This is a genomic window from Variovorax sp. V35, from assembly GCF_041154465.1.
In the GTDB taxonomy this organism is placed as follows: Bacteria; Pseudomonadota; Gammaproteobacteria; order Burkholderiales; family Burkholderiaceae_C; genus Variovorax; species Variovorax boronicumulans.
Genome location: NZ_AP028666.1, coordinates 1,422,690 through 1,447,118, shown reverse-complemented (window position 1 = coordinate 1,447,118; position 24,429 = coordinate 1,422,690). Strand labels below are relative to the sequence as shown.

Below are 24,429 nucleotides of genomic sequence, written 5' to 3'. Positions count from 1 at the left end.
CGTAGAAAGCAAGGAATTTCTTCGATCACTGATCGGAGAATCACCTTGCTTTTTCTCTTTGCGGACTTCTGGTTCTAACAAGGTTAATAGAAGCAACCAACACCAGGCCGCCAAGTCAACAAGCAAGAGGGGGAAATATAAGCCCTTCAAACACCCATTCACGAGTAAGGTGCGAAGGCAATTCCAAAGTGAATAGATCCATGAGCGACCGGGACTACCTTCAAGAAAATCGCAAAATGACAAACCTCTCTTCCGATGAGCTCATGCTGGGGGAAACGAAAGCAGGACGTTGCAAAAAATTTATCGGAGAAACATTAAACGTACAAAACTCCATATATGGGAACAACGGCGAACGCTACCGCATCCCCGTCAACGCAGCGCACCTCAGTGCGTTGGAGTCTTTCAGCAAGCGATTATTCGAAACAGACGATCTTCCCTATGAGATATACAAACGAAGAAATATCGAATTCGCTAATACCTTGAGGATGGCTCATGACATAAAAATGCTGCCCACCTACGCCCGAATATATAGCCCATCACTTTCGTTTCCACCAGACTTTGATCTGTTCTTCAAAACCTACCAACAGCACCCAATCAGACACTATTCACATGTTGATTGGGAAGCAGAAGAATTTGAATATCGAAATCTAAGCCCCCTCAATGAAGTAGGATCTGAGCACGCAAAAATTGCGAACAACTTTGTGCTGACGCTACGCGAAGCGGCCAAGAAGGAGCGACTCAAAAGCCGCATGAGCGATTGGTTAAGCGGGCCCAGGCGAAACAGGAACTACTTGAGGGATTTCATGATTGAGATGCTCGAGGAGCACAGTCGAATCATGGTTGTTGACGTAGTTTTTCTGTACAGAAAAGCTGCGTGCAAGAACAAGAGTGAGGCCTTTGAGCGCGGCCGCGAGCAGCAGCAACGTGCAGAGCGTGAATACCAGGCATACATGCAGGGTGCTGATTTCCATGAGACTCCTAGTCGTTGGGTGAGTCTTGCAGATGTGAAAGAAGACTTGCACCACTTCTTCAACAACATGCGAAACAAGCGAAGCCTCTTCAGCAAGGAAAAGTTCATCGACTATTTTGGCCGCATCGAGTACTCACGGGAGGCCGGCTACCATGTTCACGTTTGCTTTTTTTACAAAGGATCAAAAGCACAGCATGACATCTTCTACTCGCATGAGATCGGAAAATATTGGGAAAAGATTACGGCGGGGCGAGGCTACTACTTCAGTTGCAACGCGAAAGCTGCCGCAGGTGGCTACAAGAACGTTGGCATCGGCATTGTTGAACATGACGATTTCGACAAGATCAAGCACTTGTGGACGGCAGTGGACTATTTCGTCAAGGCTTCGCAGATCGTGCGCGTGAAGCAGACGGGCAAGGAACAGATGGTGCTGCACGGAAAGCGTCAAAAGCGCCAAGGGGAGAAGCCGGGCCGACCACGCGGCGCGGGTCTCTCAGGCTCCGAGTACCAGGCCAAACTGAGAGAAATCTTCGTCTAGAAAAAAAATTGATAGGCGCCTGCATGCACAGAACTATCCTTCAAGGGGATTGAGGCCGAGGCGGATAGTTCTGTACATCACCGCGAGCAGGTGAAATTTGGAAATTCCCCGGTTTGCGCTCGCTTTCAAGTGCCCCCAAAGCAGACCACGCCGCAGGCTCCTTAGATCATCACAAAGCTCACCACGAGGCCATGCCTTCCTCTTTGTGAAAATTTCTGAGAATTCCCTCGGCACCGTTTCTGTGCGCACTTGACCGGCCATTGCCCCCCTGCAAAGCAAGTATTTCAAAATAATAGGTTAAGATAAATTTCTCAAGAAAAGGATCTAAGCATGGCAAATGATATGGACATCACTAAACTGAGTTACGCTGAACTGCAAAAGTTGATTCAAGCGGCAGAAGCAGCGCGTGACGCCAAGCGCAGTGAAGAACTGAAGATAATCGTTGATGCTTGTGCGAAGAAGCTCCAAGCTGCGGGTTTCAGCATCAAAGAGGGCTTAGAGGAGCTTGCTAACTACGACACATCCACGCGTAAGCGGGCTGCGCGCGGCAGCCTTGTGAAAGTCGAAAAACCTTATCAAGACGGCGTCGTGTACCGTGGCCCGAATGGCGAAGAATGGACAGGGGGAAGCAAGGGACGGCAACCTGCGTGGCTGCGCGAATTGATGGCAGATGTAGAGGGCGATGCGCTGGCAAATAGGTTTTCTGGGATCGCAGTTCGATGACTAAAGAATAACAGCACCGGGGCTCCTGTGGGGCCCTGCATATTCATGGCCAACATGATTTCCCCCCTCACGGAGAGTTGCGCCTTCAACCTAGGCAAGCAACCAGCTTAGTAAACGCCTGACTGCTGTTTGATGTTCTGAAATAACAACATGGCAACTTCCAATCACCCCAAAGTCTTTATTTCCTACAGCTGGTCCAACGCCGACCATGAAAGATGGGTTCTTGAAATAGCGGAATCGCTGGTTCAAGCAGGCGTGAAGGTACTTTTTGACAAATGGGATCTGAGAGAGGGGCAAGACACGAACCATTTCATGGAAAAGATGGTTAATGATGCCACAGTGTCGAAGGTCGTGATTTTGGCCGACAGGTTATATGTTGAAAAAGCAAACGATCGAAGCGGAGGGGTTGGCACAGAAACTCAGATCATTTCTGCTGAAATTTACGCCAAACAGGATCAAACCCGCTTTGTACTGGTGGTTTGCGAAAGAGATGAAAACGGCAAGCCATTTCTTCCAACGTATTACAAGTCCAGAATTTACATTGATCTGAGTTCAGAGTCAGTCTATGCCTCAGAGCATGAAAAACTCATCCGTTGGATCTATGACAAGCCGTTGTACGTTCGCCCTGAGATAGGAGTTCGTCCGGGCTATCTGGATGAAGGTGAGCACCTTAATTTAGGAACGGGCATCCACGCGCGGCGCGCTCTGGACGCGATCATGAATGGGAAGCCGACCGCTCAGGGAGCTTTTAAGGATTACGCAAATGTCTTTCAGACGAATCTAGAGAGATTTAGAATCGCTCGCAAGAAAGACATGGTTTTCGATGAAGTCTTCAAGAAAAGTATCGACGATTTTCTACCCTTCAAGAACGAAGCCTTGTCGATTTTTTCGGCAATCGCCGCCTACTCTCAGAATTTACAATACGCTGACGATATACATTTTTTCTTGGAAATTGTTTACAAATACACTCAACGCCCTGGGCACATCAGCCAGCATTACGAAAGCGACTTCGACAACTTCAGATTCATCGTACACGAATTATTTTTGAGCATCTTCGCGATCTTCATCAAAAGCGGAAGGTTTGACTTAGCGGGAGAGTTGGTCAATCGACCATATTACCTGCCCAACTCCGCCCATTTTCAAAAAGAGCCGATGATGGATTTTTCGGCTTTCCTGGAGAATATTCGGTCTTTCGATGAAAGAAAGCGGCGACTTGAATCCGACAGAATCTCATTGCACGCAGACGAACTGGTAGCGCGAGTTGCAGCTTCGAACTTGAGCCCCGATGACATTTATCAAGCCGATATTGTTCTTTTCTTGCGAGCCCAAATCAAGGGTGGATTTTGGTATCCCGAGACTTGCATCTATGTCGGACGAAGAATGCGTCCGCTTGAAATTTTCGCACGCTCCATTTCACGAGCATATTTTGAAAAAATAAGACACCTACTTGGTGTAGCAGACTTGGCTGAACTGAAAGCCAAAATTGGCTCTCTCGCCAACAGTCACTCCAAGCTGGGGGCAGGTTTCCATACGGTAGACATCGCAGCCGTGACCGGCACAAGCCTTTTGGGAAGCCAGTCTTGAAAATCGCCTCCGGTGCGCCCGCCTGGGTTCCGGCAGTGGACTTGGTGATACCGTGTGCCCTGCTTATCGAGGCGGCGGCACCAAATACCTTGGCGCTCAATACAGTCGGAATTTCGAGCTGCTTGAGCGACTCGACGGCGCCACCAAGCCGTTTCGACCTTTCAGGCTTCGTTTGACCACCGTTTCAAGTATCGCCCGAAGAACGACCACGTTGTGATCCGACCGTACACAGGAAAAAAATCATCACCCCCAAACGGGGGTGATGATTTCCGCGCCGACGGCTTATGGTAATGGGCGGGAAACACCCATCACGACGTAGTCTGTCTCGCCGTTCAGCACAGGTGTTGAGGTCCCTTGCTTGGTGCTGACGATCAGATAGACATACGTGGTGACTTCGCCGACGGCGTACTTGTAGACCTTGCCACGAATCACCGCGCCGTTTTCCGCATCAACACGACCATTGCTGGTCAGCGCCTGAGCAAAATTCAAGTCGGGCTCATTGCTGTTTCCCGATGCGGTTTCAGTGAAGATGAACGCGCCATCTGCACGGATTTCCGAAGTGCCATAGGAAGCACAGTCTTCGTATTCCAAAAACTTCTTGTCGAACAGCTCAGTAGCATCGGTGACCTCTGTCAGTTCCGAGGACACGTACACATATTGACTGGCCATCTTGGGATTCATGCCCCCCTTGTTGGCCGTGCACAGTTGGCCAATCCGATTGCCCAGGAGCGACACATACCCGTTAAACGGACTGCCGGCACTCAGCGCACTCAGATTGCCCTCGGCATCGATACTGGCCTTCGCCGTGTAGCTACCTCGGTTCAGGTCGGGAATCGAAATGCCGAAGGTGTCATCCAGATTTTTGGAAGTGCCCATCTTGATCGCGGTCAAGTTCGGCGTGGTGTACGCCGTCAACGAGAACGCCTCTTTCGTCAGCGCCGTGCCGGATGCGGCCGCCTTGCCTGCATCAGCTTGCGTGACCCCCGCGGTCGTCAGAGCAACGCCATAGACCTCGAGAAGGCCGTCGACTGCATCACCCTTAGTGGCATTGAAGCCGGTGGTGATCGGGTCAAACCCATCAAGCAGGCTCAGCCTGCCCGGCAAAGTCGCGATGGCCGACTTGACCTTGCCGAGCGCATCCGAGAGCCCTGCCGGCGTGATCACGCCACTCAGTACGCCATTGGTGACACTGGCAAACCAAGCTCCGGGTTCTTGCCCGCTCAGAGCGGCCACGATCAGGTCGGTCAGTGGCGTGATGTTGGAAACACCAGGACCGCTGGCGATCGAATACAGCGACGTCGTGCGTTCGACGCCGCCGGCCGTGCCGCCGGACACCTGGATGACACAAGGGTAGTCGCTGTTGCGGGCGGACGTCTGCCAGGTCCCGGTGTTTTCCGTGACCGCCGTCATGGTGGTGCCGGAAGCGCACTTCATGGTGACCTGACCACCGACGATGGGAAGGCCGACAGCGGCGGTACCGCTGGATGTCACGGCGGGTTCTGGATTGGTCGTGGGAGGAATGGCCCCAATCGGGAAACCGACACCACCGCCAGATCCACCACCGCCGCCACCGCACGCGGCCAGGGCCGAAATCACGGCAGACGCTGCTGTCATTCGAATAGTGTTCTTGAGATTTTTCATTGATTGATGTTTTTCCAAATTGACTCCGGACATAGCCGGGGTCGAAAAGATGCAGGAGCAGTGCACTGCGCACGCTCCTGACATGACGATGCCGGCCTATCGGCCAAAGGAATAGGTGAACGTGCCCTGGTTGGTAGTCACGGAGACTTCCTTCACGCTGCACGAGTAGGCAAAGAGCTTGACGGCGTTGCCGAACTTGAACGTCAACGGCAAGGGGTCGATGCCACCCAACTTGCTCTTGCAGTTGCCTCGGTTCACCTCGAATCCCGTAAGGACGACCTCACCGGCTACGGATTCGAGTTGAACGACGGAGACGCCTTGGATGACTTGGACGGAGGCTTCAAAAGGGGGATCGCCCGCGTGGCAGGCGGTCGCCATGATGGCGATGATGGCGCCGGCCAAGGCCAACAGCCGCAATGGGTGTTTCAACGTTTTCTCCTTGGTAAAAATGTTGTCGGATGTAACCAACATGATACGTCGTTTTAGGGTGATAACCAACCTTTTGAGTCCTTCCTCTTGGCAAGGTGATGCCCAACCATTCCCGTTGGAAATGGAGGGCGTATGCCGCAAGAGGAAGAGAAGCGATTGGCCACTGCCGTAGGCCGGGCCATCGCGAAGCGACGTAACGCCAGTGAGCTCACGCAAGAACGGGTAGCCGAGCGCCTAGGGATCGGCGTGGAAGCGATGTCACGCATCGAGCGCGGTCTTGTGCTGCCCACCGTGCTGCGGCTGAGCGAGTTGGCCGAGATCTTCGAATGCAACATCGCCGAGTTGCTGACAGAAACCAGTTCCCGTGCGACTGACCAAGCGAGCCACTTGGCGCGGCTGCTGTCCAAGCTCGGCAGCACGGATCGGACGATGGTGGTGGGCATCGTCGAGACGTTGGCCGACCGGCTGGAGCAACGCCGCCTCTGATACGACGCCAGCACGCAGCCATCGTGCTCTAACCGGTGGGTGAGTCACCTGCTCGCCTCAGGTGTCCATCCGCCAACATGATCGTGGTGGTTTCCCGATCGGCCTCGGTCACGACCCAGATCACAACGTTGTCGGCGATGACATAGCGGGATAGCACACGCAGGCCCAGCAATAAGGCCAACTCGTTTTGCAGTGCGTCCTGCTCGGGGACATCGCCCCAATTGCCATGCAGATGGCGGGCGAGCAAGAGGACGCCTTCGGTTTCGGTTCTATCCAGGGCGGCCGAGGCGGCATCGGTGATGAACACCTTGCCGAGATGAAGACGCGGCACAGAACGTTCGGGTCCGACTGTGGAATGCGGCATGAGAAATCTCCAAAAGAAAGCCCGACCAGCCAAAGGCTGCCGGGCGGGGGATTGATGAGAAAAGGCAGCCCGTGTGCGCCGCGTAAGACGCAGGTGCCAGATAGCGAGCGCCTTGGGGGTCTCTGATGTGTTGAAGGAAAGACCTACCCGTGATGGCTAGAGGTCAGGTGACCCTCCCGGCCTGCCGAAGCTGTGGCCGCACGCCTGGCACTCGTAGTTGTCGAGCACATTGGTGTCGATGGCTTCGCCAACCGCGGCCCCGGCGGCGCAGCCGGCCGCACCACCGAACAAGGCCCCCATGAGGGCGCCAGCCAACCCTCCAAGGAGGGAACCTGCGGGGCCGGCGACCAAGCCAAGGGCGGCACCGGCTTCGGCGCCCCCGAGTGCCGCAGCAGCACTACCGGCAGCCCCAGCGGCAGTGCCTACCGTGCTGCCTATCTTGCGGGCGTAGTTGTGGGCGGTGATCTCGGTAGAGTTGCATCGGGGGCAAGCAGAAGGGTGAGTCATATCGGTCTGATGTAGGTGTTGAGTGACTGGGGGTACCTCGATGCACAGGGCGCTCGTCAAAATGGGTCTCTTCTTGGTGGCCGATCCAGGTACATCGCGCCATTGACGCTCGCTCGGTGAACCTCCTCCTCGAGCGCACGATGAATTTGGTCCAACCGATGGGGATCGCCCTGCTTACGAGCCAGACCGGCGCAGTCCACGCGCCGAAAGAAGGCTTCGTCAAGCTCGAGCAAAGCGCCCTGCTCTTCGGCGGACATGACCTTGCGCACGGTTGTCATGAGCGCACCTCCTTGAAGAAGATCCCCTCGACACGCTTGGCGCCGCTGCCATGGGCTGGGAAGCCCACGACGGCAGCGCGATCACGTTGCTGGCAGATGCCGCAATTCAAGCAATCGGAATTGCCGGTGCTCGCAGGGCACACGATCACCTGACGCCCTGCCGGCGTCCGAGTCGGTTTGATGACGCCCTGCGGCAGCACCACGACCACCGGCGCGATGCCAAGGTCGACATACGCGTCGGCCTGCGTCAGGGTCTCGGCACTGAGGTTGACCGTGAAACCCAGCCGGTTGGCGTTGAGGATCGCCGCCTGGTTGGCGGGTGTCGGCGGGTAGTGGGTGTACGTGAATCCACGCCGCCCCCTGTTGGCCATGGCCAGCCGCGTGAGCATTCGGGCATCGATGACACCGGGCGCTTCGGGCGTCAAGTCACCCGCTTGGTTGTGGCGCCACAGGGCACGGCGCCGCAAGGTGGCGATCTCCCGGAGCAACTCGTCGAAGGTGCAACCTCGTCGCCCCTCGGACACGTGACGCCAATGAATGGCCAAGGGACCGCTTTCGGCATAGCAGCCACTGCCCTTGAAGCTGCAACTCGGCGGGCACGAGTTCGCACTCGTCGTCGTCACCGGGATCGGCCCTGTCTTGTAGTTGCGACTGACGCGCACCAGGTGATAGGTGCAGGCGTCATCTTCGACGTGCGCACTGGGAGAGTGATGCCGTCGCTTTTGCGACGAACGCGTTAGGTTCGGGCGAGCCTGTACCCGCGCCATGATCGAGATGGACAAAGTTGATCCTCTATGTTGTGAGCGCAGCCGTTGACGGCGACGCCATGAAGTGCCGGCCCCAAAGGGCGAGCCAGACCCACGCGCACGTCCACCACGCTCCAGGCCAGAGAGGCCGGGGCGTGGTGGGTGCGTGTGTGGGGATGAAGGCGGACCGGGAGGTCCGATGCGGGGCGCGGGGCCCTCTTTCTTTTTGTGTGTGCAGCTGCGGCGAGTCAGCTGCCGCAGCGAGTCAACGCTCGTGCGTGGGCGACTCTGCGGGTGGTCGGCCTGCGTCGTTGCGGCCAAGCCTTCTGGCCAGCTTGTCCCGGACCTCGACGGCACAGCCATGCCAGGCATGGCCGCTGACCATGGGTGTGTCCAGTGTCTCGGGTTCCATTGCAGCCACGCGCCTGGCGTACTGCTCCAGCGCCTGCATCACGAACGCCTGGATGAGCGCGCCATGGGCGCTGAACTCCATCAGCTCGGTGACGAATTCAACGTTGGTCGACGGCATGCTCGCCCACCTCATTCACCTCATTCACCTCACAGACCTCACATGTCGACTGCAGGATCTCGAAGCCGGCATCGGCAATGAGACCCGGATCGAGCAACATGACCAGGTCATCCGAGATGCCAGAGCGCATCGACGTCCACACCTCATCGTCCAGGCCCTCCTCGCGTGCTCGGCGTTGCGCAGAGCGGCGCAATGCATCCTCATCGAAGACGGCAAGCTCGATGCTGAAGACAACCACTGTACGGGGCATGGATGCCGTGCCACTCATGCGCCCTCCCCGGTGTCGATGGGCGCGATCTCCGCGCCGAACGCCAACGCCGCGTTGTCAGAGCTGGGAGGCCCGTTCTGTCGAATCCACCAATCGGGCGGGCTGTACGGCACGGTCATCACGCCCAAATAGCCGCCTTGCGAAGCGTAGCCCACCACCTTGGCGCGGCCGATGCCGTTGATGCGGATGATCACGTCTTCGCCAATCGAGGGAACCTCGAAGTCGGCAGACCACTTGAATACGTCTTGGGCGAAGGGGTCGCGGGTATGGGGCGGCACTGTGGCGTGCCGTCGGAATCTGGTTTTCATGGATGTTTCTCTTGTGAATGTTTTTCTTGTGACGGCAACACCGTCGCGCTGCCGAGTTGTCTGGATTTCAGACGGAAGGCGAAGCCGTCGCTTTCGCGTGCGACCTCCCATCCGCGACGCCCGAGGCTGCGACGCAGCACGTAGGTCTGGTAGCCGTAAGAGATGCGTGCACCCTGGCGAATGGCTGCACGCTTGGCAGTTCGAGCGATGTGAAAGGCACGAACCTTCTCGCGCCACGCCCCGGCATAGGGCCCCACGGGGGGATCCGCCTGTGTCAGGAATGACAGGGGACAGTCGTAGTAGCAAGGCCCACAGGTCTCGTCCAAGCACTTGACGGCCGCTTCGCCGTTCTTGCAGTCGATGAGCGTCAGGCCGATCCACTTGCGCCCGGCGCGCTCGCCACTACGGACCTGGGCCAAGAACCACAGCCGATTGCCGATCACGCGATGTGCAAGCACCGTGGAAGAAGCGCCAACGCTGACCAGTTCATCGTGAACGGCCTGGTCCTTGGTGGCGCGGTAGACGATGGTCCCCATGTCAACGGCCTGGCGCGAAGGATGGCGCTCGCCCAAACCAAGTGGCAGCCATCGAAGAGACCAGCAGAAGAAGAATGTCGAAAAGGAAAAGCAGGAGGTGGTGCATTGGGTAGACGTAAAAAAACCGCACGAAGCGGGTTGGGTTGATGTTGAGAGTCGTTTGAAGTGAAAGGCTGCAAGGGACTGTCATGGAGCCTGCGTAGCTTCTGGACGGAACGCAGCATCGCTATCACGCCCAGACACCCACAGCCAACCCATGACGAAAGCCCCCGCCTCGCTCTCGCAGACCAACGAGGCGTTCGCGTCGATCTGGATGTCGTCGTCCTGGTAGAGGTCGATGGCGCGTTCGATCAGTTCTGCATGACGCACCCTGTCTTCGGCGTTGCCCTGCAAGTGCCGGTCCAACGCATTCACGGCCTCGGCAAGATCGCCATGCTCCCAATGCGCCACGACCCCGCGGGCCAGGCGTTCAAGCAGGTGCATGGCATGCCTCAACACCGTGGACATAGGCCTCGATGCGTGCGTACTCTGCTGGAGACGATGCCTTGAGGATGTCGATCACCTTCAAGTGCAGTGGCGTGGCCCGGGTCCAGACCCTCAGCCAGGCGGCCGCATCGTCGGGCAGCACACCGTCGCCCTCGTCAGGGCTGTCGATGCGCTCGAGCCGAAGCTCGAGGGTTTCGTGCGAGTGCATGAAAAGCGACCAACCCTCGGCACAGGCCTCGGCGTTCTCTTCAGCGCTGAGCAAGGAGTCGCCGTCTTCCGACTCCAACTCCGACTCCCGCGGCAAGGCGTCGTTGTACTCACGCGCCGAAGCAACGATCTCGCGCATCGCCTGCGGCCCCATCGCATCGGCGGCCTCGCGTTGCGCATCGTCGATCTCGCTGCGCTCCACGGTGCCACCGCCGCCGTTGGCGATGTCGGCGATCTCGTAGGCACGCGCCACGCTGTGCGCGCAGTGAATGGCCCTTTGCAGCTGATGCCCGGTGTACACATTGCCTCCCAGCAGGTACTCGCCATCGGGATCGATAGAGATGGAAGTCACGCAAGGGGATGCTGAGCGGTTCAAGGCCATGGGAAGACCTCGAACTCCAGAACAGCTGGCAGCACCAAGTTGCCTGGGGCGACTTCCAGGGCCTCGCATTGATATGTCTGCGCCAGTCGCAGCAGCCGGCGCAATGCATGCCACCCCAGCACCTGGGCCGCGGCGATGTTGTCGGCCGTGACATCGGCACGCCAGCTGAAGTCGTCGAGCTCGACAATTTGCAGGCCGGCACGATGCAATGACGAAGATTCGTCGTACTCGCTGGCTTGGAACTCGGTCCGGAGTTGATTCGCGATCTCCCATGGAAGATGGTGCGCACTGACGCGCAGCGTTCGGCCGATGCAGCGATGAAGGCCTACTGACTGCAACGCAGAAGGCCCGGGGCCCCATGGGGCGGAAAGGGTTGATTCGTTGTTCATTTCGATTCGGATTGTTCAAATGAGAGAAAGAAAGAGGAGGAGAAAGGAGTGGGCAAGAGGAAAGGTCGGCACGCCATCAGCGCTGGAGTGCGATGCCCCAAGGTCGCGTCAGGACACCTGTCAAGAATCGCTCGCCGACGCGGCACAATCTGCGCATGACAACAAAGCAGGAACTGCCCGACGAGGCATTGAGTGCAATGGCCATCGAGTGGCGCAGGAAGGCCCTGACGGGAGACCTTCACGCACGCGGCATCGCTCACGAATTCGAGACAGAGTTGCGCCGGCGCGCCGGGGCACCATTCACGAACTACGACACCCTGGATCTGCGCCCCCTGGAGATGAGATCAGCGCCACGCCGGTGGTGGACGTTCTGGCGGGAACACCAATAGGATGGCAGGGCATGCGCGCCAGACCGCGGCCAAGTTCGACGCATCACTGCATCGGGACATCCTCATCTCGCGCAGGCGGCGCCCGGTCGGACTCGACTGCGCGCCAAAACACGCGCTCCTGTTTGATGAGCCGTGAAATCTCGGCCTCTTCGCGTTCGATGCGATAGATCTGCAGGTCCCGACCACCCAGCAACACGACGACATCGGCGGCGTATTGGCCGGTGACGGCAAGCAAGTGCATGACCCGAAGCCGTATGTAGTCGGGGACACCGTTCGCCCACAAGGGTGCGACGTCCATGCCGATACACAGGCACTCAAGAAGCTGGACATCGGGTGCGTCCATGACCTCGCGCGTGGCGGTGGCGAGCATCCACGGGTGCTTTGGATGCCGCAGCGTGGCGTTGATTTGCCGGACCTTGCGTCCGGTCCTGTGGGTGTAGTGCGCGGCCACGATCGGCTCGAGCAAACGGCCCCAATACCCGAGGCTGTCGTCCTGGAGCTGCACTGGATGCAACAAGTCCTGCCGACCCGTCTTCTCCATCCAGAGGCGGATCTGGGATTTGAAGGGATCCTGGCCGAGGACAGCGGCGGCCTCGCGGTTTCCGATACCGGCTTCTGGGAGTTGGAGTCTGTCGAGTTGGCTATCAACGATCGCCGTTGGTTCAGTCCCCCTCGACGTTGAGACCAAGTGCAGCGTCGCGCACTTTGTGGTGGCACGGCTCGTAGTTCGCAAACGTTCAGCACGTGTGTACATCTTGTTTTCCTTGAAATGAGTGCCCATAGCCAAAAGCCCCGTCCTCCTGATGGAGGGACGGGGCTTCTGGGGAAGGGATGTGTTGGTGAGGTGGTAGCGAGGTTGGCTGTCTCCCTCAAGTAGTGAGCGCAAGCGCGCGGTCCAGCGCGCGCTGTTTCAGTGCGGCATCCTGAGCGAACCAAGCACTGTCGAGACGGTACTCGCGGCTGCGGGCACGCCGCTCGTGATCGACGTACTCGGTCATTGCACTCAGCAGGCCCCAGGCCGTGCCGCGAGCGGCCGCGAGCTCGGCGCCACGGCCCCGCCCCTCGTAGAGCTCCAGAACCTTCCGCGCCGCCAACGTGCGCGGCACGGATTGCGTATCGGTCTTGGACACATTCGGCTGTCGCCGGCGTCGGCCATAGTTTCGATGGGGTGTGCCATGAAGGAATTTCCTTTTCAAGATTGGGTGAGACGTGGTCACTCGTCTGGTGACGCCAGACGGCACAAAGCCCAGCGCGGCGGGAACCGGGCTGGGCTTTGTGGGCAAGGATGAACTTTCTACTGTCTATCCGGTGTAGTCATATGTGGCTGAAAAATTCTGGAATCCCAAGAACCATCGGCGATTGCAACGCATCCGCACACGCACCAAGCGCGCCAAGCTAGAGGTTCTGCATCTGCAGCGTCCGACGAGACCTTGATCGAGTAAGTTTCTCCCGAAATCACCACGATTTTTCTGATTTGAATCACTTCCATCGAGCGACTGGCTCAGCGCAATGCGTAAACTGAAGCCGGCGCACACTCACGCTGCCGAACCCTCTTCAACCATTCCCATTGAAAGAACTCCTGTTTTGAACAAGACCGATCTCATCGCTGCCATCGCCGCGGACACCGAATTCAGCAAGACCGATGCCGCTCGAGCACTCGAGTCCGTCATTGAGAATCTCTCGCGCGCGCTGGCACGCGGTGATACCGTGCAGTTGATCGGCTTTGGCACATTCACGGTATCCAGTCGTCCCGAACGCTCAGGCCGGAACCCATCAACTGGTGAGCCGATGACCATCAAAGCCAGCAAATCGCCCAAGTTCTCCGCCGGCAAAGCCCTGAAGGATGCTGTCAATACGGTCATTTGAGGCGCCTCGTTGACCTGGGCATGAGCCGAATCAGATTGAATCCGAAGTGACAGTCCCAGTTTGATCGATGTTCGGCTGAGCCGGTTCGTACATCGCGATCACTGACCCCATTAACCGTCGCTTTTCGCAGCACTTCCACATCCGGCTTCGCATCGGCCAGCCCCTTGCGAAGCCGGCTGTTCTCAGCTTCCAGTTCTGCCACTGGGCGACGAAGTGGCTGTGCAGAGTTCGTCTCGGGCACCGGCGGCAAGTCCACCGGCCTGCGCTTTCCAAGCCTTCGCGCAGCCTCATGATCGCCCACCGAATCGCACAGCCTGATCGCTTCGATCTTGAACTCGTCCGTGTATTGCCGCTTGGACACATTGCCGTCTCTCATTTCGTTTCTCCGTACTTCAGAAGTTATCAACTTCTTGCTGCACGTGAAATCGAGGCACGGTCACAAGGACGATTGACGATGCCCGCGTCGATGCCGTGATCGCCAAGACGCAGGAGAGCGTGCCACGCGGCGCGACGCACTGGAGCACCTGCACCATGGCCAGCCAGCGCAGCCGGGCTTTCGCAGACAGCCGCCTCACGCATCTGGCGCGCCTTCGGCTTGCAGCCGCACCGTCAAGAGACATTCAAACTGTCCACCGATCCGATCGTCCGTATTGAGACCAAGAAACCCGCATGCCACGCTCAATCAACCCTTCTGTTCTGTAGTGGCGCGTTTACAGCGCGGCCTATACAGATCAGGGACTTGGCGGAGTTGGCGTCGAACTCGGGGGGCAGGTCAAGTCATGCAAGGACAGCTTCTGGTACAGCGCCGCGCGCGAGATGCCGAGCGCACGCGCTGCGGCGACCTTGCTGCCGCCGTGGGTTTTCAGTGCGGCGGCGATCGCCAGGCGTTCGGCGGCCAGCACGGCTTCGGCCAGCGGCCGCACAACCGTGTTGGCCTCTGGCTCAGCCGGAGCCCGCTCGATGGCCGGCTTCTGCTCGGGCAGCACGGCAGCGACATGCGCGGCCTCTAGGTGTGGTGTATCGCTCTGTAGCAGAGCGCGTTCCAGCGTGTTGCGCAGTTCGCGCACATTGCCCGGCCAGTCGTATCGCTCTAGCAGGGCCAGGGCTTCTGCATCAATGTCTATGGTCTGTCCCACCCTGGCACCGATGTCTTCCAGCAGACGCTCCACCAGCAGCGGAAGGTCGTCCAGCCGCTCGCGCAGCGGCGGCAGCTTGAGCGCCAGGACGGCTAGGCGGTAGTACAAGTCAGCGCGGAAGTGGCCCTCAGCAACGCGCTGGCCCAGGTCCAAGCTGCTCGCCGCGATCACCCGAACGTCCAGCCGCAGCAAGCGGTTGGCGCCCAGCGGCTCGATCTCCTGCTCCTGCAGCACGCGCAGCAGCTTGGGCTGCAGGGCCATGGGCATGTCGCCGACTTCGTCCAGGAACAGCGTGCCGCCGTCAGCCAACTTGAACTTGCCATCGCGGCCGCGGCGATCGGCACCGGTGTAGGCGCCGGGAGCCACACCGAACAGCTCTGCCTCCAGCAGCGACTCGGGAATAGCTGCAGCATTAATGCTAACGAAGGGCCGCGCAGCGCGTGGGGACACATGGTGAATGGCATGGGCCAGCAGTTCCTTGCCAGTGCCAGTCTCGCCGTACAGCAGCACGTTGGCGTCGAGTTGGGCCGCGCGGCGGGCCTGGCGCTTGATCTCGTTGGCCGCGGGCGAGACACCCAGGAACGACGCCAGGCTGTAGCGCGCGCGCCGATTTTCGGCCAGCTCACGTTCAGCGGCTTGCAGCCGCGCCTGCAACTGCTGCATCTTGGCCATGACAGGCTTGAGCCCTTCGACCCGCTCGTACAGCACAAAGCCAATGGCACCGACCAGCGTGCCGCCCTCGTCGCGCAGCGGCAGACGCGTGACCACCACGTGCTCCTCGCCCAGCCGCATGATGTCCACCACGATGGGCTTGCCGCTGCGTGCGACTTCGCGCAGTGCGCTGTCGGGGATGATGTCTTCGATGGGCTGGCCCAAGGCCAGGCTGGGATGGGACAGGCCGACCCGACGCGCGTACTTGTCGTTGATCCAGGCCACGCGCGCGTCCATGTCGACCGCCACCGCGCCTTCGCACAGGTCTTCCAGGCGGGCGAATAGCGAGCGCATGGCCAGCGCGCGGATCGATCCGGCGCTATGGCCCAACACGCTATTGGGCCAGGCCTCGGTTTGCACCAATGTACTCATTGCGTTCTCCGGCTCTTGTCTTCTCGTTGTTGTCGGGGCGGGTCGGATAGCACCTTTACCCCATGTCTTGGGCACTGTACATCCGACTCCAGTAGTGTCCAGTTTCATGGACATTGCTGCGCCGCAGGTCGCCCGCAGTGGCCGCAATTACCCAGGTTAACCCTTGATTTTGGAGTGACTGACCAAGATTTGAGCCCTGGCACGGTCTTCGCAGAAGTAAGGGCATTCGCCCCCTGTAGGAGACAAGACTCATGCTTGGCATCGCTGGTATTTTTGCGTCTTTGGCGCTGCTTATCTTCTTGGCCCATCGCGGCTGGAACGTCATCTTCATTTCCCCCATCTGCGCGGCCGTGGCGATCGCCTTCAACCTGGGCGACCTGCCGTTCTTTGCCAGCTACACGCAGATCTTCATGCCCGCGCTGGGCAGCTACTTCGCAACCTACTTCCCGCTGTTCCTGCTGGGCGCTGTGTTCGGCAAGCTGATGGACGAGTCGGGCGCGGCGCGCGCCATCGCCCACCAGATCGTGCGTTGGGTCGGCGGCGAGCGCGCCATCCTCGCCGTGGTCCTGGCCTGCGCGCTGCTGACCTATGGCGGCGTGTCGCTGTTCGTGGTGGCCTTCTCGGTCTACCCGATCGCGGCCTCGCTGTTCCGCGAGGCACAGATCCCTAAGCGGCTGATCCCGGCCGCTATCGGCCTGGGTAGCTTCACCTTCACCATGGTGGCGCTGCCGGGCACCCCGGCCATCCAGAACGCAATCCCGATTCCGTTCTTCAAGACCACCATCTACGCAGCGCCCGGCATGGGTCTGGTGGCGGCCATGTTCATGTTCGCCACCGGCATGCTGTGGCTGTCGCGGCGCACGGCCGCCGCACGCAAGGCGGGCGAAGGCTATGGTGAGCACAAGGAGGAGTTCGCGGCGGTGGACAACTCCAACTTACCCTCATTTTTCCTGGCGCTGCTGCCCATTCTGATGGTGATTTGCCTGAACTTCCTGCTCTCCAAGTACGTGATCCCGGCCTTAGACCACAGCGAGCTGGCCACGGCCAAGTTCAAGAACATCGACCTCAAGAAGGTGCTGGCCATCTGGGCCATCATCGGCGCCATGCTGGCCGCCATCGTGGTGTTGGCCGTGACCAACCGCAAACGCATCGTCGACCTGCAGGGCGCCATCAACAAGGGTACGTTGGGCTCGCTGCTGCCCATGACCAACACTGCGTCCGAGGTGGGCTACGGTGCCGTGATCGCCGCGCTGGCGGCTTTTGCTGTGGTGCGCGAGGGACTGCGCTCGGTGGCGTCCGACCCTGTGATCTCACTGTGGCTGGTGGTCACCGTGCTGGCCGGCATGACCGGCTCGGCCTCGGGCGGCATGAGCCTGGCACTGGGCGCCATGGGCGAGTACTACGTCAACGCGGCGCAGGCCGCGGGCATCAACCCGGAGATCATGCACCGCATCGCCGCCATGGGCTCGGCGGCCATGGACATCCTGCCGCACAACGGCGCGGTGATCACGCTGCTGGCCATCTGCGGGCTGACGCACCGCCAGTCCTACTTCGACCTGTTCGTGGTAGGTAGCCTGACGGCGTTCGCAGCCAGCATCCTGGTACTGGGTCTGTACCTTACCGTGGGGGTGTTCTGACCATGGCGCGCCTGTTCCTCACGCTGTGCATCGCGGCAGCGCTGCTGGCTGGCCGCGCCCAAGCCCAGGCTCTAGCTCTGGCCCCTGCACAGGAGCTGCGCCTGCTGGCGGCCGAGCTGCCCCCCTATACCTACCAGGTGCCATCGGCCTCGGTCTCGGCCTACCCCGGGCCCGGGCGCGGCGTACTGCACGCGCTGGTTCAGGAGCTGGCAGCCCGCGTCGGCCATTCGGGCCGCATTGAATACATGCCCTGGTTCCGTGCGCAGGAGATTGCGCGCCAGGGGCCGCGCGTCGGCATCCTGGCGCTAACACGCTCGCCTGAGCGCGAGCCGCACTACCGCTGGATGGTGGAGTTGATGACCGACGATTTGGTGTTGGTGGGCTCGCCCGGTGTGGACGTATCGGACCTGGCACGCGTCAAGGACCAGCCGGTCGGCGTGCTCGAATTCTCCAGTGCCGAGGCGCTGGCGCGTTCGCTGAACTTCAGCAAGCTCTCACCACAGCGCGAGGAATGGATGAACGCCAAACGCATGAAGGACCGGCGCATCGACGCCTGGATCGCGCCACGCGCCATGGTCGTGCACGCCGTGCGCGAGGTGCGCGGCAACCTGGACCTGCTGCAGTTCGGCCAGGTGATCCGGCCTTCGAGGCTGTACCTGGCCAGCTCGCGCGACTACTCGCAGGACGAGGCCGCGCAGTGGCAGGCGGCCTGGGCCGCCATGCAGGCCGATGGCACAGCCGCGCGCATCGTGCGCGAGCAGATGCAGACCGAGGTGGACCCGGTCGAAGACCACAAGCGCCGCATCCGCGAAGAGCCGTTCAACTGACATTCGGCACCGCCAAAGAACAAGAGGAGACAAGCATGCATGACCCGGCACAGGGCGCGGCCGCCGCGCAACGCAGCAAGATCGTCACCGCCGCGCAGGCCGTGCGCCTGATCCGTGACGGCGACACGGTGGCCACCGGCGGCTTCGTCGGCATCGGCTTCGCCGAGGAGATCGCTATCGCGCTCGAGGAGCTGTTCCTTGCGTCGGAGGACGAGCATCCCCAGGCCCACGGAAAACCGCGCAACCTCACGTTGGTCTACGCGGCCGGACAAGGCGATGGCAAGCACAAGGGCCTGAACCATCTGGCGCACGAAGGCCTGGTCAAGCGCGTGGTCGGCGGGCACTGGGGCCTGGTGCCAGGCCTGCAGCAGCTGGCTGTGTCCAACCGCATCGAGGCCTACAACCTGCCGCAGGGTGTGATCTCGCACCTCTTCCGCGACATCGCCGGCGGCAAGCCCGGCCACCTGTCCAGCGTGGGCCTCGGGACCTTCGTCGACCCGCGCCACGGCGGCGGCAAGCTCAACGCGAAGACCACGCAGGACATCGTTCGGCTGATGCCCATCGATGGTCGCGACTACCTGTTCTACCAAGCCTTCCCCATCGACGTGGGCATCATCCGCGGCACCACGGCCGACCCGGACGGCAACATCACCATGGAGAAGGAAGCGCTGACGCTGGAGGCGCTGGCCATCGCCATGGCCGTGCGCAACTCTGGCGGCACGGTCATCGTGCAGGTTGAGCGCCTGGCCGAGCGCCATGCGCTGCCGGCGCGGCAGGTCAAGATCCCCGGCGTGCTTGTGGACTGTGTCGTAGTGGCCAAGCCCGAGAACCACTGGCAGACCTTCGCCGAGCCCTACAGCCCGGCCTTCAGCGGCGAGCTGCGCGTGCCGCTGGCCGGCACCGCACCCATGGCCATGGGCTCGCGCAAGACCATCGCGCGGCGTGCGGCCATGGAGCTGCATGCCAACAGCGTGGTGAACCTGGGCATCGGCATGCCGGAGGGCATCGCCGAAGTGGCGAGCGAGGAGAAGGTGATCGACCTGCTGACCCTGACGGCCGAGCCCGGCGTGATCGGCGGCGTGCCAGCCGGCGGCCTGAACTTCGGCGCCGCCGTCAATACGCAGGCCATCATTGACCAGCCCTACCAGTTCGACTTCTACGACGGTGGCGGCTTGGACATCGCCTTCCTGGGCCTAGCCCAGGCCGACCGCGAAGGCAACCTCAACGTCAGCAAGTTCGGCCCCAAGCTGGCCGGTGCGGGCGGCTTCATCAACATCAGCCAGAACGCCAAGCGGGTGGTGTTCGTGGGCAGCTTCATGGCCGGCAACACGAAGAAGTTCGTGCACCAGGTCGAGCACCGCACCTTCAGCGGTCGCATCGCGGTGCAGCGCGGCCAGCGCGTGCTGTACGTGACCGAGCGCTGCGTGTTCCGCCTGTGCGCCGATGGGCTAGAGCTAGTCGAGATCGCGCCCGGCGTGGATCTGCAGCGGGACATCCTGGAATGCATGGACTTCGTGCCCGTGATGCACGCGCCCCCGATGCCGATGGATGCACGCATCTTCGCTACCGCAGCCATGGGGCTGCGCGAGGACATGCTCGGCGTGCCGCTGGAGCAGCGCTTTGCCTACGACGCGAGCAAGAACCTGCTGTTCGTGAACTTCGAAGGGCACACCGTACGCTGCATGGCCGATGTCCAGGCCATTCGCGAGCAGGTGGTCCGGCGCGTCGGGCCGTTGGGCCACCGGGTGGACGTGGTTGTCAACTACGACCACTCCACCATCCTGCCGGACGTGCTGGACGCCTACTCGGAGATGGTGCGCAGTCTGGTCGAGCAGTACTACCGCAGCGTAGCGCGCTACACCACCAGCGGTTTTCTGCGCATGAAGCTGGGCGATGCCTTAAAGCAACGTGGCGTCGCACCGCACATTGTTGAAAACGCAGCGCAGGCGCGCGCGACCATGGTGGATCAAAACTGAGCTGTGCAAGGCAAGGCCGCGTTGGCTCGCCACGCAAGAAAATTCGTGCTCGCAGCGGCTGCGCGAACTGGGCTTGCCTGCACGCTGTTCGGGCACGTATCCATCGAAATCTGGCGTCGCGAATCGCTGCGTGGCCGCCGCCTTTTTCGCGGCCAGGTTGAAGCCGATCGCCGGTTCAGTCGATCGCGTCGAAAGAGCGCGCAGGCCTTGCCGGGGCCATCAGGAAATCTGAATCGTCAGCTTGACCTGCGCCGTTCCTATCGGAACACTACTGGGCAGTCCAGCCGCCATCCATGGCAAGGCTGATGCCGGTCATGTTGTTGCCCGCATCGCTCGCGAGAAACAGCACGGCGGCAACAATCTTCTCGGGGGTAGTGAACCGTCCGCCGGGCTCCTTCCCAGTCAGCAGCGTTGCCGTTGCATCTTGATAGGACAGACTCTTGCGCTCCATGTACTTCTGGATCTGAGTTTCGACCAGCGCCGTCTTCACCCACCCTGGGCAGGTCGCGTTGCAGGTGAGGTCCGATTTGGCATTCTCGAGCGCAATGGTCTTCGTCAAACCCACCACTCCGTGCTTCGCGGCGACATATGCGGCCTTCTCCGCGGATGCCACCAGTCCGTGCGCTGACGCGATGTTGATGATCCGCCCATGCTGGCGTTTCTGCATTCCTGGTAGCACCGCTGCACTGGTGTGGAACACCGAGGGAAGATTGATCGCGATGATGTCGTCCCACTTTGAGACCGAGAAGTCCTCGACGCGAGCGGTGAACTGAATGCCAGCATTGTTGACAAGCAGGTCGACATCGCCCATCGAGCTTTCCACGTCCGTGATGAGCAGCCGCGCTGCCCAGGAGGATCGCAAGTCAGCATCAAGATACTTCGGTGAGTCTGCACGGGGCACTCCTGTGGAAACTTGATCAATAGCCCTCGCCACTTCGTCGGCTGGCCAAGTACATCCGCCCGGTGAGCAAGCGCAAGATTCCGAGCCTACTGTGAACCATCACCTTGCCCTTCTCAGTTGGAATTCTTGGACCGAAGCTGTGAGTCCTCTTTGAGGCGCAGTTGCTCTCGGCGCGCAGCAATTGCCAGCAAGCGGGCCTCCTCCCATCTATTCCGCCTGTCTTGGCAAGCCAATAGCGGGGCAACCCGTCAGCGCTCTTGATGCAAGAAACTCCTGGCATGCCGGAGTTTTTGTTCTTTCTCAGGATCTCGACAACTGCAATGGGTTTTGACAACGTCCGTCGCGATCGGCCCGCCGTTCCTTTCAAAGCATCTGGCGCCTTCACCGCATTCACCCCCACGCTTTGTTCTGCCGGATGAACCTTTCTGAGCCCTTTCATTTGCTTCAACTGCTTCTCGCGCTCTGCAATCGCCAGGCACTCAGCCTGGGCCGCTCCGTAGCGCTTCACGCCAAAGGACTTGGTCAACAAGCGATCCGCGTTCACACGGGTGAGCGCGTGCCAACTCATGATTTCGCGGTTGGCGTTCAAGCGGAAGGTCACGCCGGAGACGCCGCTTTTTTTAGTCTGGTGCAGTTTCTGCGCCAGTTCACGTCGCTCTGGCGGCGAATGTTGGCGCACGATCTCGTCCCGGTAGGCCTGCGCGCACGCCAGTGCAGCGGGCTCGCCGCCATACCGGCTGAAGGCGCTCCCCCTCAGGAACCTCTTGCCGCCGCGGGACAGCGTGACTCGCCAGTTGTTGGACATGCGTACGCTGCCATACATCGCCGGCGCATGGCAGTAGTTATGGTCGCTCGGCGCCGAGGCCCGCTCGTGCGTGACCGTAGCCCCTCGACCTGCTTCCGCGCAGGCATCGCTTGCGATGCTGCGTGGGTTCTGTTTCATACGGCTTACTTAGACGTTGGTTTTCAGCCGATGCCCGACCCCTGTTGATCTGCCGGTTCCGATGCTTGTTCCGATGCCTGGGCCGCACCGGTTGTTACACGCACCGCCACGCGCCGCTTCTTCACCGTAATCACCGGCCTGGGAGCAGAAGCCGCGAGTGAGTTGGTCGCTGCAAGAACGGGCTGCGGCCATCGGGGATGGTCAGCGACCAGGCGGTCGTCCAAGAGATGCGTCGCGCACGGCTGCCCCTCTGTCTTGTCCGGCCGCATGCGCAGCGCAAGCCTGATTTTTCTGGCATCGAGCACGGCCACGACATCGCCGTTGACTTGGACGTAGCCGCCATCGCAGGTTCTCGCCAGTGCGCCGATGCCCGCCACGCCGCTCTGGACGGTGCCGAGGAATGTCATGCCGTCGCGCTCGCTTGCAAACATGCGCCAGCGAGCGCCCAGACGGATGACGAAAGATTTCTCGCTCATGGCAATCCGCTAAATTTTCTCGGCGGCAAGCGTCGGAAACTGATCAGAAACTTGCGTTGAGGTTAAAGCCGAAGCTGGTCTTGGCCGTCCGATCGGATAGCAGGGGCGAGTCATTGCCGTTCGGCCCCGACAGATCGGCGATGGCCCATTGGAAGGCCTCGGATTGCTCACCAACCAAGAGCACGCGGTCGATGCGGAAGCACGGAGACTCGGATTCGAGGATGCGCTGCGTAGGTGCCGCCGGTGCAGCCTGCGGACGCTGATCGACAGTCCGCTCATTTTGTTCCCGGAGGGCGCATTCGCACTCCTGCTGGCGTTGCTGCTCAACGAAGGGTTGCGGGGTGGTGGAGGACTGCTGAGCCAGAGCCACTAACGGGGAGAGAACAAGGACTGCGGCCACGGCCATGCGCGTGCGCCGAGGCACGCCAACGGGACGGACCATGGTCAGCGCTTGAACTCGACCGTGCGGACAGCGGACGGCTTACCGGAGAAGCCGCTCACGCTGCCATCAACGCCAAAGAGGATGTCCACCGGCTCATCCTCCTGGGTCGTCCAGTACCGCCAAGTATTGCCGTTCAAGTCTTTGGTGTCGTTGCGAGACGGATAGCTGAGCGACATCAGCACCTGAGGCCGCGTCATGCCGACGACGACCTTGGCCGAGTAGACGGCCTTCTGTACGTCGGGGCTCCAGGTTGCCAGCGTCAACTTGGGATCTGTCGGAACAACGATCTGGTTCGTCCAGCGCAGCATGTCTTCCCTGCTGCGGGCGGTGTCATCGCGCAGCGAGACGTAATCGCCTCCGATGGTCCCGTAGGCATAGCGGTCGCGCTTCAGGGTGTCGATCACCACGGGCTCGCCGGCCGGCACGATGGCGCCTCCCAGCATGTTGGTGCTGGAAACCCAGCCGTAGTCGGGGCGCAGGTTACAGCAGGTGTAGCCGGTGATGGGCTGCGCGAGCTTGGTGGCGCAACCGGTCAAGATCACGCAGGCGGTGACGGCGACGACGGTCGCAGCATGTGGGAAAGGATTTGACAGCTTCATTCTCTTTTCTGTTGAACTTCGTGGCTCTCAGAGCCGATCTCTGTCCAATGGGGCGTGCACGATCTGGATCAGCACGCCGGGTGTGTAGGACTTGGCGCGGAAGATGTCTGGATCAGGTGTTCGATGCAGAGCGCGGCGCATCTGACGGTGGTGACGCTTGCTTAATGCGAGGCCCCAGACGAGCGAGAACATCGTCGGTGACGAAAGTCTTGTCGTCCATGTCCTTGGTGTCAGATCGCAGCTCGACAAGTATCGAGCGCACCGGCTGCGCAGGCCCTGGCCCGCTGGAAGGGATGTAGATGAACAAAGGTGCCTGGCTCTTGACCATCGGCGGAGGCGGAGCCCGGAATACAGGCATCGCGCCCGCAGTTCGTTGCATGTAGGGCTCGTGAAGGCCGATAACCCTGTCTCCATCTGGCTGCGTGCGCTGCGCCGCCTGGCTCACCTCCACATCGGCAAGTGGATTCATCCACCCAAAAACTTCGTCACCTGTGAGCACGGTGGTGTCGACGGCGCCCTCAACGATCTTGAAAGCCGGTGCTCCAGCTTCTTTTGCAATCTGCGCGGTGCGATAGAGCACGAACGCATCGGACCAGCGCAACGGCGTGCGAGACGAGCCCGTGAAACGCACGCGGTAGAACTGATCGGAGAGCTTGTTGCTCGCATAGCCAAAGTAGTTGCCCTGCGCGCCTGACTCCCGATACGAGGTCGGGGCGACGCAGGCAGTCAATGCAGCCGCTGCGGTCAGCGCTGCAAGCGTTTTCGTAAACATGAATTTCCTCC

At 60.4% G+C, this 24,429-nt stretch carries 31 protein-coding genes and 2 pseudogenes; 11 read left to right on the top strand and 22 right to left on the bottom strand.

Translation table 11 applies throughout. The features are described from left to right. Positions 1-200 precede the first annotated feature (200 nt). The 3 genes from ACAM42_RS06655 (at position 201) to ACAM42_RS06645 (ending at position 3,815) form a co-directional block, all read left to right on the top strand. Positions 201-1,508 carry a hypothetical protein gene (locus ACAM42_RS06655; RefSeq protein WP_369631494.1) on the top strand — a complete coding sequence of 436 codons (1,308 nt, stop codon included), beginning with the start codon at positions 201-203 and terminating at the stop codon, positions 1,506-1,508. A 330-nt stretch (positions 1,509-1,838) separates the two neighbouring features. Beyond that, positions 1,839-2,231 (top strand): H-NS family nucleoid-associated regulatory protein, encoded by a 393-nt coding sequence (locus tag ACAM42_RS06650; protein WP_369631493.1) that lies wholly within the window; start codon positions 1,839-1,841, stop codon positions 2,229-2,231. A gap of 150 nt (positions 2,232-2,381) precedes the next feature. Next, on the top strand, positions 2,382-3,815 hold the full coding sequence (locus ACAM42_RS06645; RefSeq protein ID WP_369631492.1) for a toll/interleukin-1 receptor domain-containing protein: 1,434 nt from the start codon (positions 2,382-2,384) through the stop codon (positions 3,813-3,815). 282 nt (positions 3,816-4,097) lie between these two features. On the opposite strand, the gene ACAM42_RS06640 is transcribed toward ACAM42_RS06645, so the two are convergent. After that, complete coding sequence (locus ACAM42_RS06640; RefSeq protein ID WP_369631491.1) at positions 4,098-5,456, bottom strand: hypothetical protein; 1,359 nt, start codon at positions 5,454-5,456, stop codon at positions 4,098-4,100. 96 nt (positions 5,457-5,552) lie between these two features. Beyond that, the gene (locus ACAM42_RS06635; RefSeq protein WP_369631490.1) at positions 5,553-5,927 is read right to left on the bottom strand and encodes a hypothetical protein; all 375 of its coding nucleotides are present in this window, start codon (positions 5,925-5,927) and stop codon (positions 5,553-5,555) included. Between the two features lie 90 nt (positions 5,928-6,017). Between ACAM42_RS06635 and ACAM42_RS06630 the strand changes: the two genes are divergently transcribed. Next, the gene (locus ACAM42_RS06630) at positions 6,018-6,371 is read left to right on the top strand and encodes a helix-turn-helix domain-containing protein (RefSeq protein ID WP_369631489.1); all 354 of its coding nucleotides are present in this window, start codon (positions 6,018-6,020) and stop codon (positions 6,369-6,371) included. A gap of 28 nt (positions 6,372-6,399) precedes the next feature. Here the strand turns inward: ACAM42_RS06630 and ACAM42_RS06625 are convergent, their stop codons facing one another. From ACAM42_RS06625 to ACAM42_RS06595, 7 genes are all read right to left on the bottom strand, one after another. Beyond that, positions 6,400-6,735 (bottom strand): hypothetical protein, encoded by a 336-nt coding sequence (locus ACAM42_RS06625; protein WP_369631488.1) that lies wholly within the window; start codon positions 6,733-6,735, stop codon positions 6,400-6,402. Positions 6,736-7,298: 563 nt separating this feature from the next. Then, a complete protein-coding gene (locus ACAM42_RS06620; protein ID WP_369631487.1) occupies positions 7,299-7,520 on the bottom strand; it encodes a hypothetical protein in 222 nt (73 codons plus the stop codon). Continuing rightward, complete coding sequence (locus ACAM42_RS06615; RefSeq protein WP_369631486.1) at positions 7,517-8,302, bottom strand: hypothetical protein; 786 nt, start codon at positions 8,300-8,302, stop codon at positions 7,517-7,519. Before ACAM42_RS06615 ends, ACAM42_RS06620 begins: the two co-directional genes overlap by 4 nt. A gap of 229 nt (positions 8,303-8,531) precedes the next feature. After that, entirely contained in the window at positions 8,532-8,795 is a 264-nt protein-coding gene (locus ACAM42_RS06610) for a hypothetical protein (RefSeq protein ID WP_369631485.1), read from the bottom strand. Continuing rightward, a complete protein-coding gene (locus ACAM42_RS06605; protein WP_369631484.1) occupies positions 8,776-9,063 on the bottom strand; it encodes a hypothetical protein in 288 nt (95 codons plus the stop codon). The genes ACAM42_RS06610 and ACAM42_RS06605 overlap by 20 nt, the downstream gene beginning before the upstream one ends. Beyond that, a complete protein-coding gene (locus ACAM42_RS06600; RefSeq protein WP_369631483.1) occupies positions 9,060-9,371 on the bottom strand; it encodes a hypothetical protein in 312 nt (103 codons plus the stop codon). Before ACAM42_RS06600 ends, ACAM42_RS06605 begins: the two co-directional genes overlap by 4 nt. Beyond that, complete coding sequence (locus ACAM42_RS06595) at positions 9,368-9,907, bottom strand: hypothetical protein (RefSeq protein ID WP_369631482.1); 540 nt, start codon at positions 9,905-9,907, stop codon at positions 9,368-9,370. Before ACAM42_RS06595 ends, ACAM42_RS06600 begins: the two co-directional genes overlap by 4 nt. Between ACAM42_RS06595 and ACAM42_RS06590 the strand changes: the two genes are divergently transcribed. Continuing rightward, positions 9,906-10,076, top strand: a complete 171-nt coding sequence (locus tag ACAM42_RS06590) for a hypothetical protein (protein ID WP_369631481.1) — start codon at positions 9,906-9,908, stop codon at positions 10,074-10,076. The genes ACAM42_RS06595 and ACAM42_RS06590 overlap by 2 nt on opposite strands. A 17-nt stretch (positions 10,077-10,093) precedes the next feature. On the opposite strand, the gene ACAM42_RS06585 is transcribed toward ACAM42_RS06590, so the two are convergent. The 3 genes from ACAM42_RS06585 to ACAM42_RS06575 are packed head-to-tail and all read right to left on the bottom strand — an operon-like array spanning position 10,094 to position 11,371. Then, positions 10,094-10,390, bottom strand: coding sequence for a hypothetical protein (locus ACAM42_RS06585; RefSeq protein ID WP_369631480.1), 297 nt, complete (start codon positions 10,388-10,390; stop codon positions 10,094-10,096). After that, positions 10,377-10,952 carry a hypothetical protein gene (locus ACAM42_RS06580; RefSeq protein ID WP_369631479.1) on the bottom strand — a complete coding sequence of 192 codons (576 nt, stop codon included), beginning with the start codon at positions 10,950-10,952 and terminating at the stop codon, positions 10,377-10,379. Before ACAM42_RS06580 ends, ACAM42_RS06585 begins: the two co-directional genes overlap by 14 nt. A gap of 20 nt (positions 10,953-10,972) precedes the next feature. Beyond that, positions 10,973-11,371 (bottom strand): hypothetical protein, encoded by a 399-nt coding sequence (locus ACAM42_RS06575; protein WP_369631478.1) that lies wholly within the window; start codon positions 11,369-11,371, stop codon positions 10,973-10,975. Positions 11,372-11,526: 155 nt separating this feature from the next. Between ACAM42_RS06575 and ACAM42_RS06570 the strand changes: the two genes are divergently transcribed. After that, positions 11,527-11,760, top strand: a complete 234-nt coding sequence (locus ACAM42_RS06570) for a hypothetical protein (RefSeq protein ID WP_369631477.1) — start codon at positions 11,527-11,529, stop codon at positions 11,758-11,760. A 43-nt stretch (positions 11,761-11,803) separates the two neighbouring features. Here the strand turns inward: ACAM42_RS06570 and ACAM42_RS06565 are convergent, their stop codons facing one another. Both ACAM42_RS06565 and ACAM42_RS06560 read right to left on the bottom strand, forming a co-directional pair. Then, the gene (locus ACAM42_RS06565) at positions 11,804-12,514 is read right to left on the bottom strand and encodes a YqaJ viral recombinase family protein (protein WP_369631476.1); all 711 of its coding nucleotides are present in this window, start codon (positions 12,512-12,514) and stop codon (positions 11,804-11,806) included. A gap of 115 nt (positions 12,515-12,629) precedes the next feature. After that, positions 12,630-12,977: a DUF932 domain-containing protein gene (locus tag ACAM42_RS06560; protein WP_369632731.1), complete on the bottom strand. Its 348-nt coding sequence runs from the start codon at positions 12,975-12,977 to the stop codon at positions 12,630-12,632. Positions 12,978-13,344: 367 nt separating this feature from the next. Here ACAM42_RS06560 and ACAM42_RS06555 point away from each other — a divergent pair, with 367 nt between their 5' ends. Continuing rightward, entirely contained in the window at positions 13,345-13,626 is a 282-nt protein-coding gene (locus ACAM42_RS06555; protein WP_369632730.1) for an HU family DNA-binding protein, read from the top strand. On the opposite strand, the gene ACAM42_RS06550 is transcribed toward ACAM42_RS06555, so the two are convergent. Continuing rightward, on the bottom strand, positions 13,619-14,002 hold the full coding sequence (locus ACAM42_RS06550) for a transposase (RefSeq protein WP_369631475.1): 384 nt from the start codon (positions 14,000-14,002) through the stop codon (positions 13,619-13,621). The two genes, ACAM42_RS06555 and ACAM42_RS06550, sit on opposite strands and share 8 nt — an antisense overlap. 86 nt (positions 14,003-14,088) lie before the next feature. Here ACAM42_RS06550 and ACAM42_RS06545 point away from each other — a divergent pair. Further along, positions 14,089-14,266 (top strand): annotated as a pseudogene (locus tag ACAM42_RS06545) (IS630 family transposase); the annotation flags it as partial. 91 nt (positions 14,267-14,357) lie between these two features. Here ACAM42_RS06545 and ACAM42_RS06540 read toward each other — a convergent pair. Beyond that, entirely contained in the window at positions 14,358-15,845 is a 1,488-nt protein-coding gene (locus ACAM42_RS06540; RefSeq protein WP_369631474.1) for a sigma-54 interaction domain-containing protein, read from the bottom strand. 251 nt (positions 15,846-16,096) lie between these two features. On the opposite strand from ACAM42_RS06540, the gene ACAM42_RS06535 reads away from it, so the two are divergent. The 3 genes from ACAM42_RS06535 to ACAM42_RS06525 are packed head-to-tail and all read left to right on the top strand — an operon-like array spanning position 16,097 to position 20,285. Further along, the gene (locus ACAM42_RS06535) at positions 16,097-17,482 is read left to right on the top strand and encodes a GntP family permease (protein ID WP_369631473.1); all 1,386 of its coding nucleotides are present in this window, start codon (positions 16,097-16,099) and stop codon (positions 17,480-17,482) included. 2 nt (positions 17,483-17,484) lie between these two features. After that, a complete protein-coding gene (locus ACAM42_RS06530) occupies positions 17,485-18,309 on the top strand; it encodes a transporter substrate-binding domain-containing protein (RefSeq protein WP_369631472.1) in 825 nt (274 codons plus the stop codon). A gap of 35 nt (positions 18,310-18,344) precedes the next feature. Further along, the gene (locus ACAM42_RS06525) at positions 18,345-20,285 is read left to right on the top strand and encodes an acyl CoA:acetate/3-ketoacid CoA transferase (protein ID WP_369631471.1); all 1,941 of its coding nucleotides are present in this window, start codon (positions 18,345-18,347) and stop codon (positions 20,283-20,285) included. 268 nt (positions 20,286-20,553) lie between these two features. Here ACAM42_RS06525 and ACAM42_RS06520 read toward each other — a convergent pair whose 3' ends face one another. The 6 genes and pseudogenes from ACAM42_RS06520 to ACAM42_RS06495 all read right to left on the bottom strand — a co-directional run bounded on the left by ACAM42_RS06520 (position 20,554) and on the right by ACAM42_RS06495 (position 24,418). Continuing rightward, a complete protein-coding gene (locus tag ACAM42_RS06520) occupies positions 20,554-21,186 on the bottom strand; it encodes an SDR family oxidoreductase (RefSeq protein WP_369631470.1) in 633 nt (210 codons plus the stop codon). Positions 21,187-21,202: 16 nt separating this feature from the next. Next, positions 21,203-22,129 (bottom strand): hypothetical protein, encoded by a 927-nt coding sequence (locus ACAM42_RS06515; protein WP_369631469.1) that lies wholly within the window; start codon positions 22,127-22,129, stop codon positions 21,203-21,205. Positions 22,130-22,152: 23 nt separating this feature from the next. Beyond that, on the bottom strand, positions 22,153-22,605 hold the full coding sequence (locus tag ACAM42_RS06510) for a hypothetical protein (RefSeq protein ID WP_369631468.1): 453 nt from the start codon (positions 22,603-22,605) through the stop codon (positions 22,153-22,155). A gap of 100 nt (positions 22,606-22,705) precedes the next feature. After that, a pseudogene (locus ACAM42_RS06505) lies at positions 22,706-23,011 on the bottom strand (ShlB/FhaC/HecB family hemolysin secretion/activation protein); the annotation flags it as partial. A gap of 38 nt (positions 23,012-23,049) precedes the next feature. Then, positions 23,050-23,646, bottom strand: a complete 597-nt coding sequence (locus tag ACAM42_RS06500; protein ID WP_369631467.1) for a hypothetical protein — start codon at positions 23,644-23,646, stop codon at positions 23,050-23,052. 112 nt (positions 23,647-23,758) lie between these two features. Next, a complete protein-coding gene (locus tag ACAM42_RS06495) occupies positions 23,759-24,418 on the bottom strand; it encodes a hypothetical protein (RefSeq protein ID WP_369631466.1) in 660 nt (219 codons plus the stop codon). Between the last annotated feature and the right edge of the window lie 11 nt (positions 24,419-24,429).

What these genes read in the sequence shown, in the direction of transcription:
- ACAM42_RS06655 (WP_369631494.1), top strand. Translation starts at nt 201, where the DNA reads ATGAGCGACCGGGACTACCTTCAAGAAAATCGCAAAATGACAAACCTC.
- ACAM42_RS06650 (WP_369631493.1), top strand. Translation starts at nt 1,839, where the DNA reads ATGGCAAATGATATGGACATCACTAAACTGAGTTACGCTGAACTGCAA.
- ACAM42_RS06645 (WP_369631492.1), top strand. Translation starts at nt 2,382, where the DNA reads ATGGCAACTTCCAATCACCCCAAAGTCTTTATTTCCTACAGCTGGTCC.
- ACAM42_RS06640 (WP_369631491.1), bottom strand. Translation starts at nt 5,456, where the DNA reads ATGAAAAATCTCAAGAACACTATTCGAATGACAGCAGCGTCTGCCGTG.
- ACAM42_RS06635 (WP_369631490.1), bottom strand. Translation starts at nt 5,927, where the DNA reads ATGTTGGTTACATCCGACAACATTTTTACCAAGGAGAAAACGTTGAAA.
- ACAM42_RS06630 (WP_369631489.1), top strand. Translation starts at nt 6,018, where the DNA reads ATGCCGCAAGAGGAAGAGAAGCGATTGGCCACTGCCGTAGGCCGGGCC.
- ACAM42_RS06625 (WP_369631488.1), bottom strand. Translation starts at nt 6,735, where the DNA reads ATGCCGCATTCCACAGTCGGACCCGAACGTTCTGTGCCGCGTCTTCAT.
- ACAM42_RS06620 (WP_369631487.1), bottom strand. Translation starts at nt 7,520, where the DNA reads ATGACAACCGTGCGCAAGGTCATGTCCGCCGAAGAGCAGGGCGCTTTG.
- ACAM42_RS06610 (WP_369631485.1), bottom strand. Translation starts at nt 8,795, where the DNA reads ATGCCGTCGACCAACGTTGAATTCGTCACCGAGCTGATGGAGTTCAGC.
- ACAM42_RS06605 (WP_369631484.1), bottom strand. Translation starts at nt 9,063, where the DNA reads ATGAGTGGCACGGCATCCATGCCCCGTACAGTGGTTGTCTTCAGCATC.
- ACAM42_RS06600 (WP_369631483.1), bottom strand. Translation starts at nt 9,371, where the DNA reads ATGAAAACCAGATTCCGACGGCACGCCACAGTGCCGCCCCATACCCGC.
- ACAM42_RS06590 (WP_369631481.1), top strand. Translation starts at nt 9,906, where the DNA reads ATGTCAACGGCCTGGCGCGAAGGATGGCGCTCGCCCAAACCAAGTGGC.
- ACAM42_RS06595 (WP_369631482.1), bottom strand. Translation starts at nt 9,907, where the DNA reads ATGGGGACCATCGTCTACCGCGCCACCAAGGACCAGGCCGTTCACGAT.
- ACAM42_RS06585 (WP_369631480.1), bottom strand. Translation starts at nt 10,390, where the DNA reads ATGCACCTGCTTGAACGCCTGGCCCGCGGGGTCGTGGCGCATTGGGAG.
- ACAM42_RS06575 (WP_369631478.1), bottom strand. Translation starts at nt 11,371, where the DNA reads ATGAACAACGAATCAACCCTTTCCGCCCCATGGGGCCCCGGGCCTTCT.
- ACAM42_RS06570 (WP_369631477.1), top strand. Translation starts at nt 11,527, where the DNA reads ATGACAACAAAGCAGGAACTGCCCGACGAGGCATTGAGTGCAATGGCC.
- ACAM42_RS06565 (WP_369631476.1), bottom strand. Translation starts at nt 12,514, where the DNA reads ATGTACACACGTGCTGAACGTTTGCGAACTACGAGCCGTGCCACCACA.
- ACAM42_RS06550 (WP_369631475.1), bottom strand. Translation starts at nt 14,002, where the DNA reads ATGAGAGACGGCAATGTGTCCAAGCGGCAATACACGGACGAGTTCAAG.
- ACAM42_RS06540 (WP_369631474.1), bottom strand. Translation starts at nt 15,845, where the DNA reads ATGAGTACATTGGTGCAAACCGAGGCCTGGCCCAATAGCGTGTTGGGC.
- ACAM42_RS06535 (WP_369631473.1), top strand. Translation starts at nt 16,097, where the DNA reads ATGCTTGGCATCGCTGGTATTTTTGCGTCTTTGGCGCTGCTTATCTTC.
- ACAM42_RS06530 (WP_369631472.1), top strand. Translation starts at nt 17,485, where the DNA reads ATGGCGCGCCTGTTCCTCACGCTGTGCATCGCGGCAGCGCTGCTGGCT.
- ACAM42_RS06525 (WP_369631471.1), top strand. Translation starts at nt 18,345, where the DNA reads ATGCATGACCCGGCACAGGGCGCGGCCGCCGCGCAACGCAGCAAGATC.
- ACAM42_RS06515 (WP_369631469.1), bottom strand. Translation starts at nt 22,129, where the DNA reads ATGAAACAGAACCCACGCAGCATCGCAAGCGATGCCTGCGCGGAAGCA.
- ACAM42_RS06510 (WP_369631468.1), bottom strand. Translation starts at nt 22,605, where the DNA reads ATGAGCGAGAAATCTTTCGTCATCCGTCTGGGCGCTCGCTGGCGCATG.
- ACAM42_RS06500 (WP_369631467.1), bottom strand. Translation starts at nt 23,646, where the DNA reads ATGAAGCTGTCAAATCCTTTCCCACATGCTGCGACCGTCGTCGCCGTC.
- ACAM42_RS06495 (WP_369631466.1), bottom strand. Translation starts at nt 24,418, where the DNA reads ATGTTTACGAAAACGCTTGCAGCGCTGACCGCAGCGGCTGCATTGACT.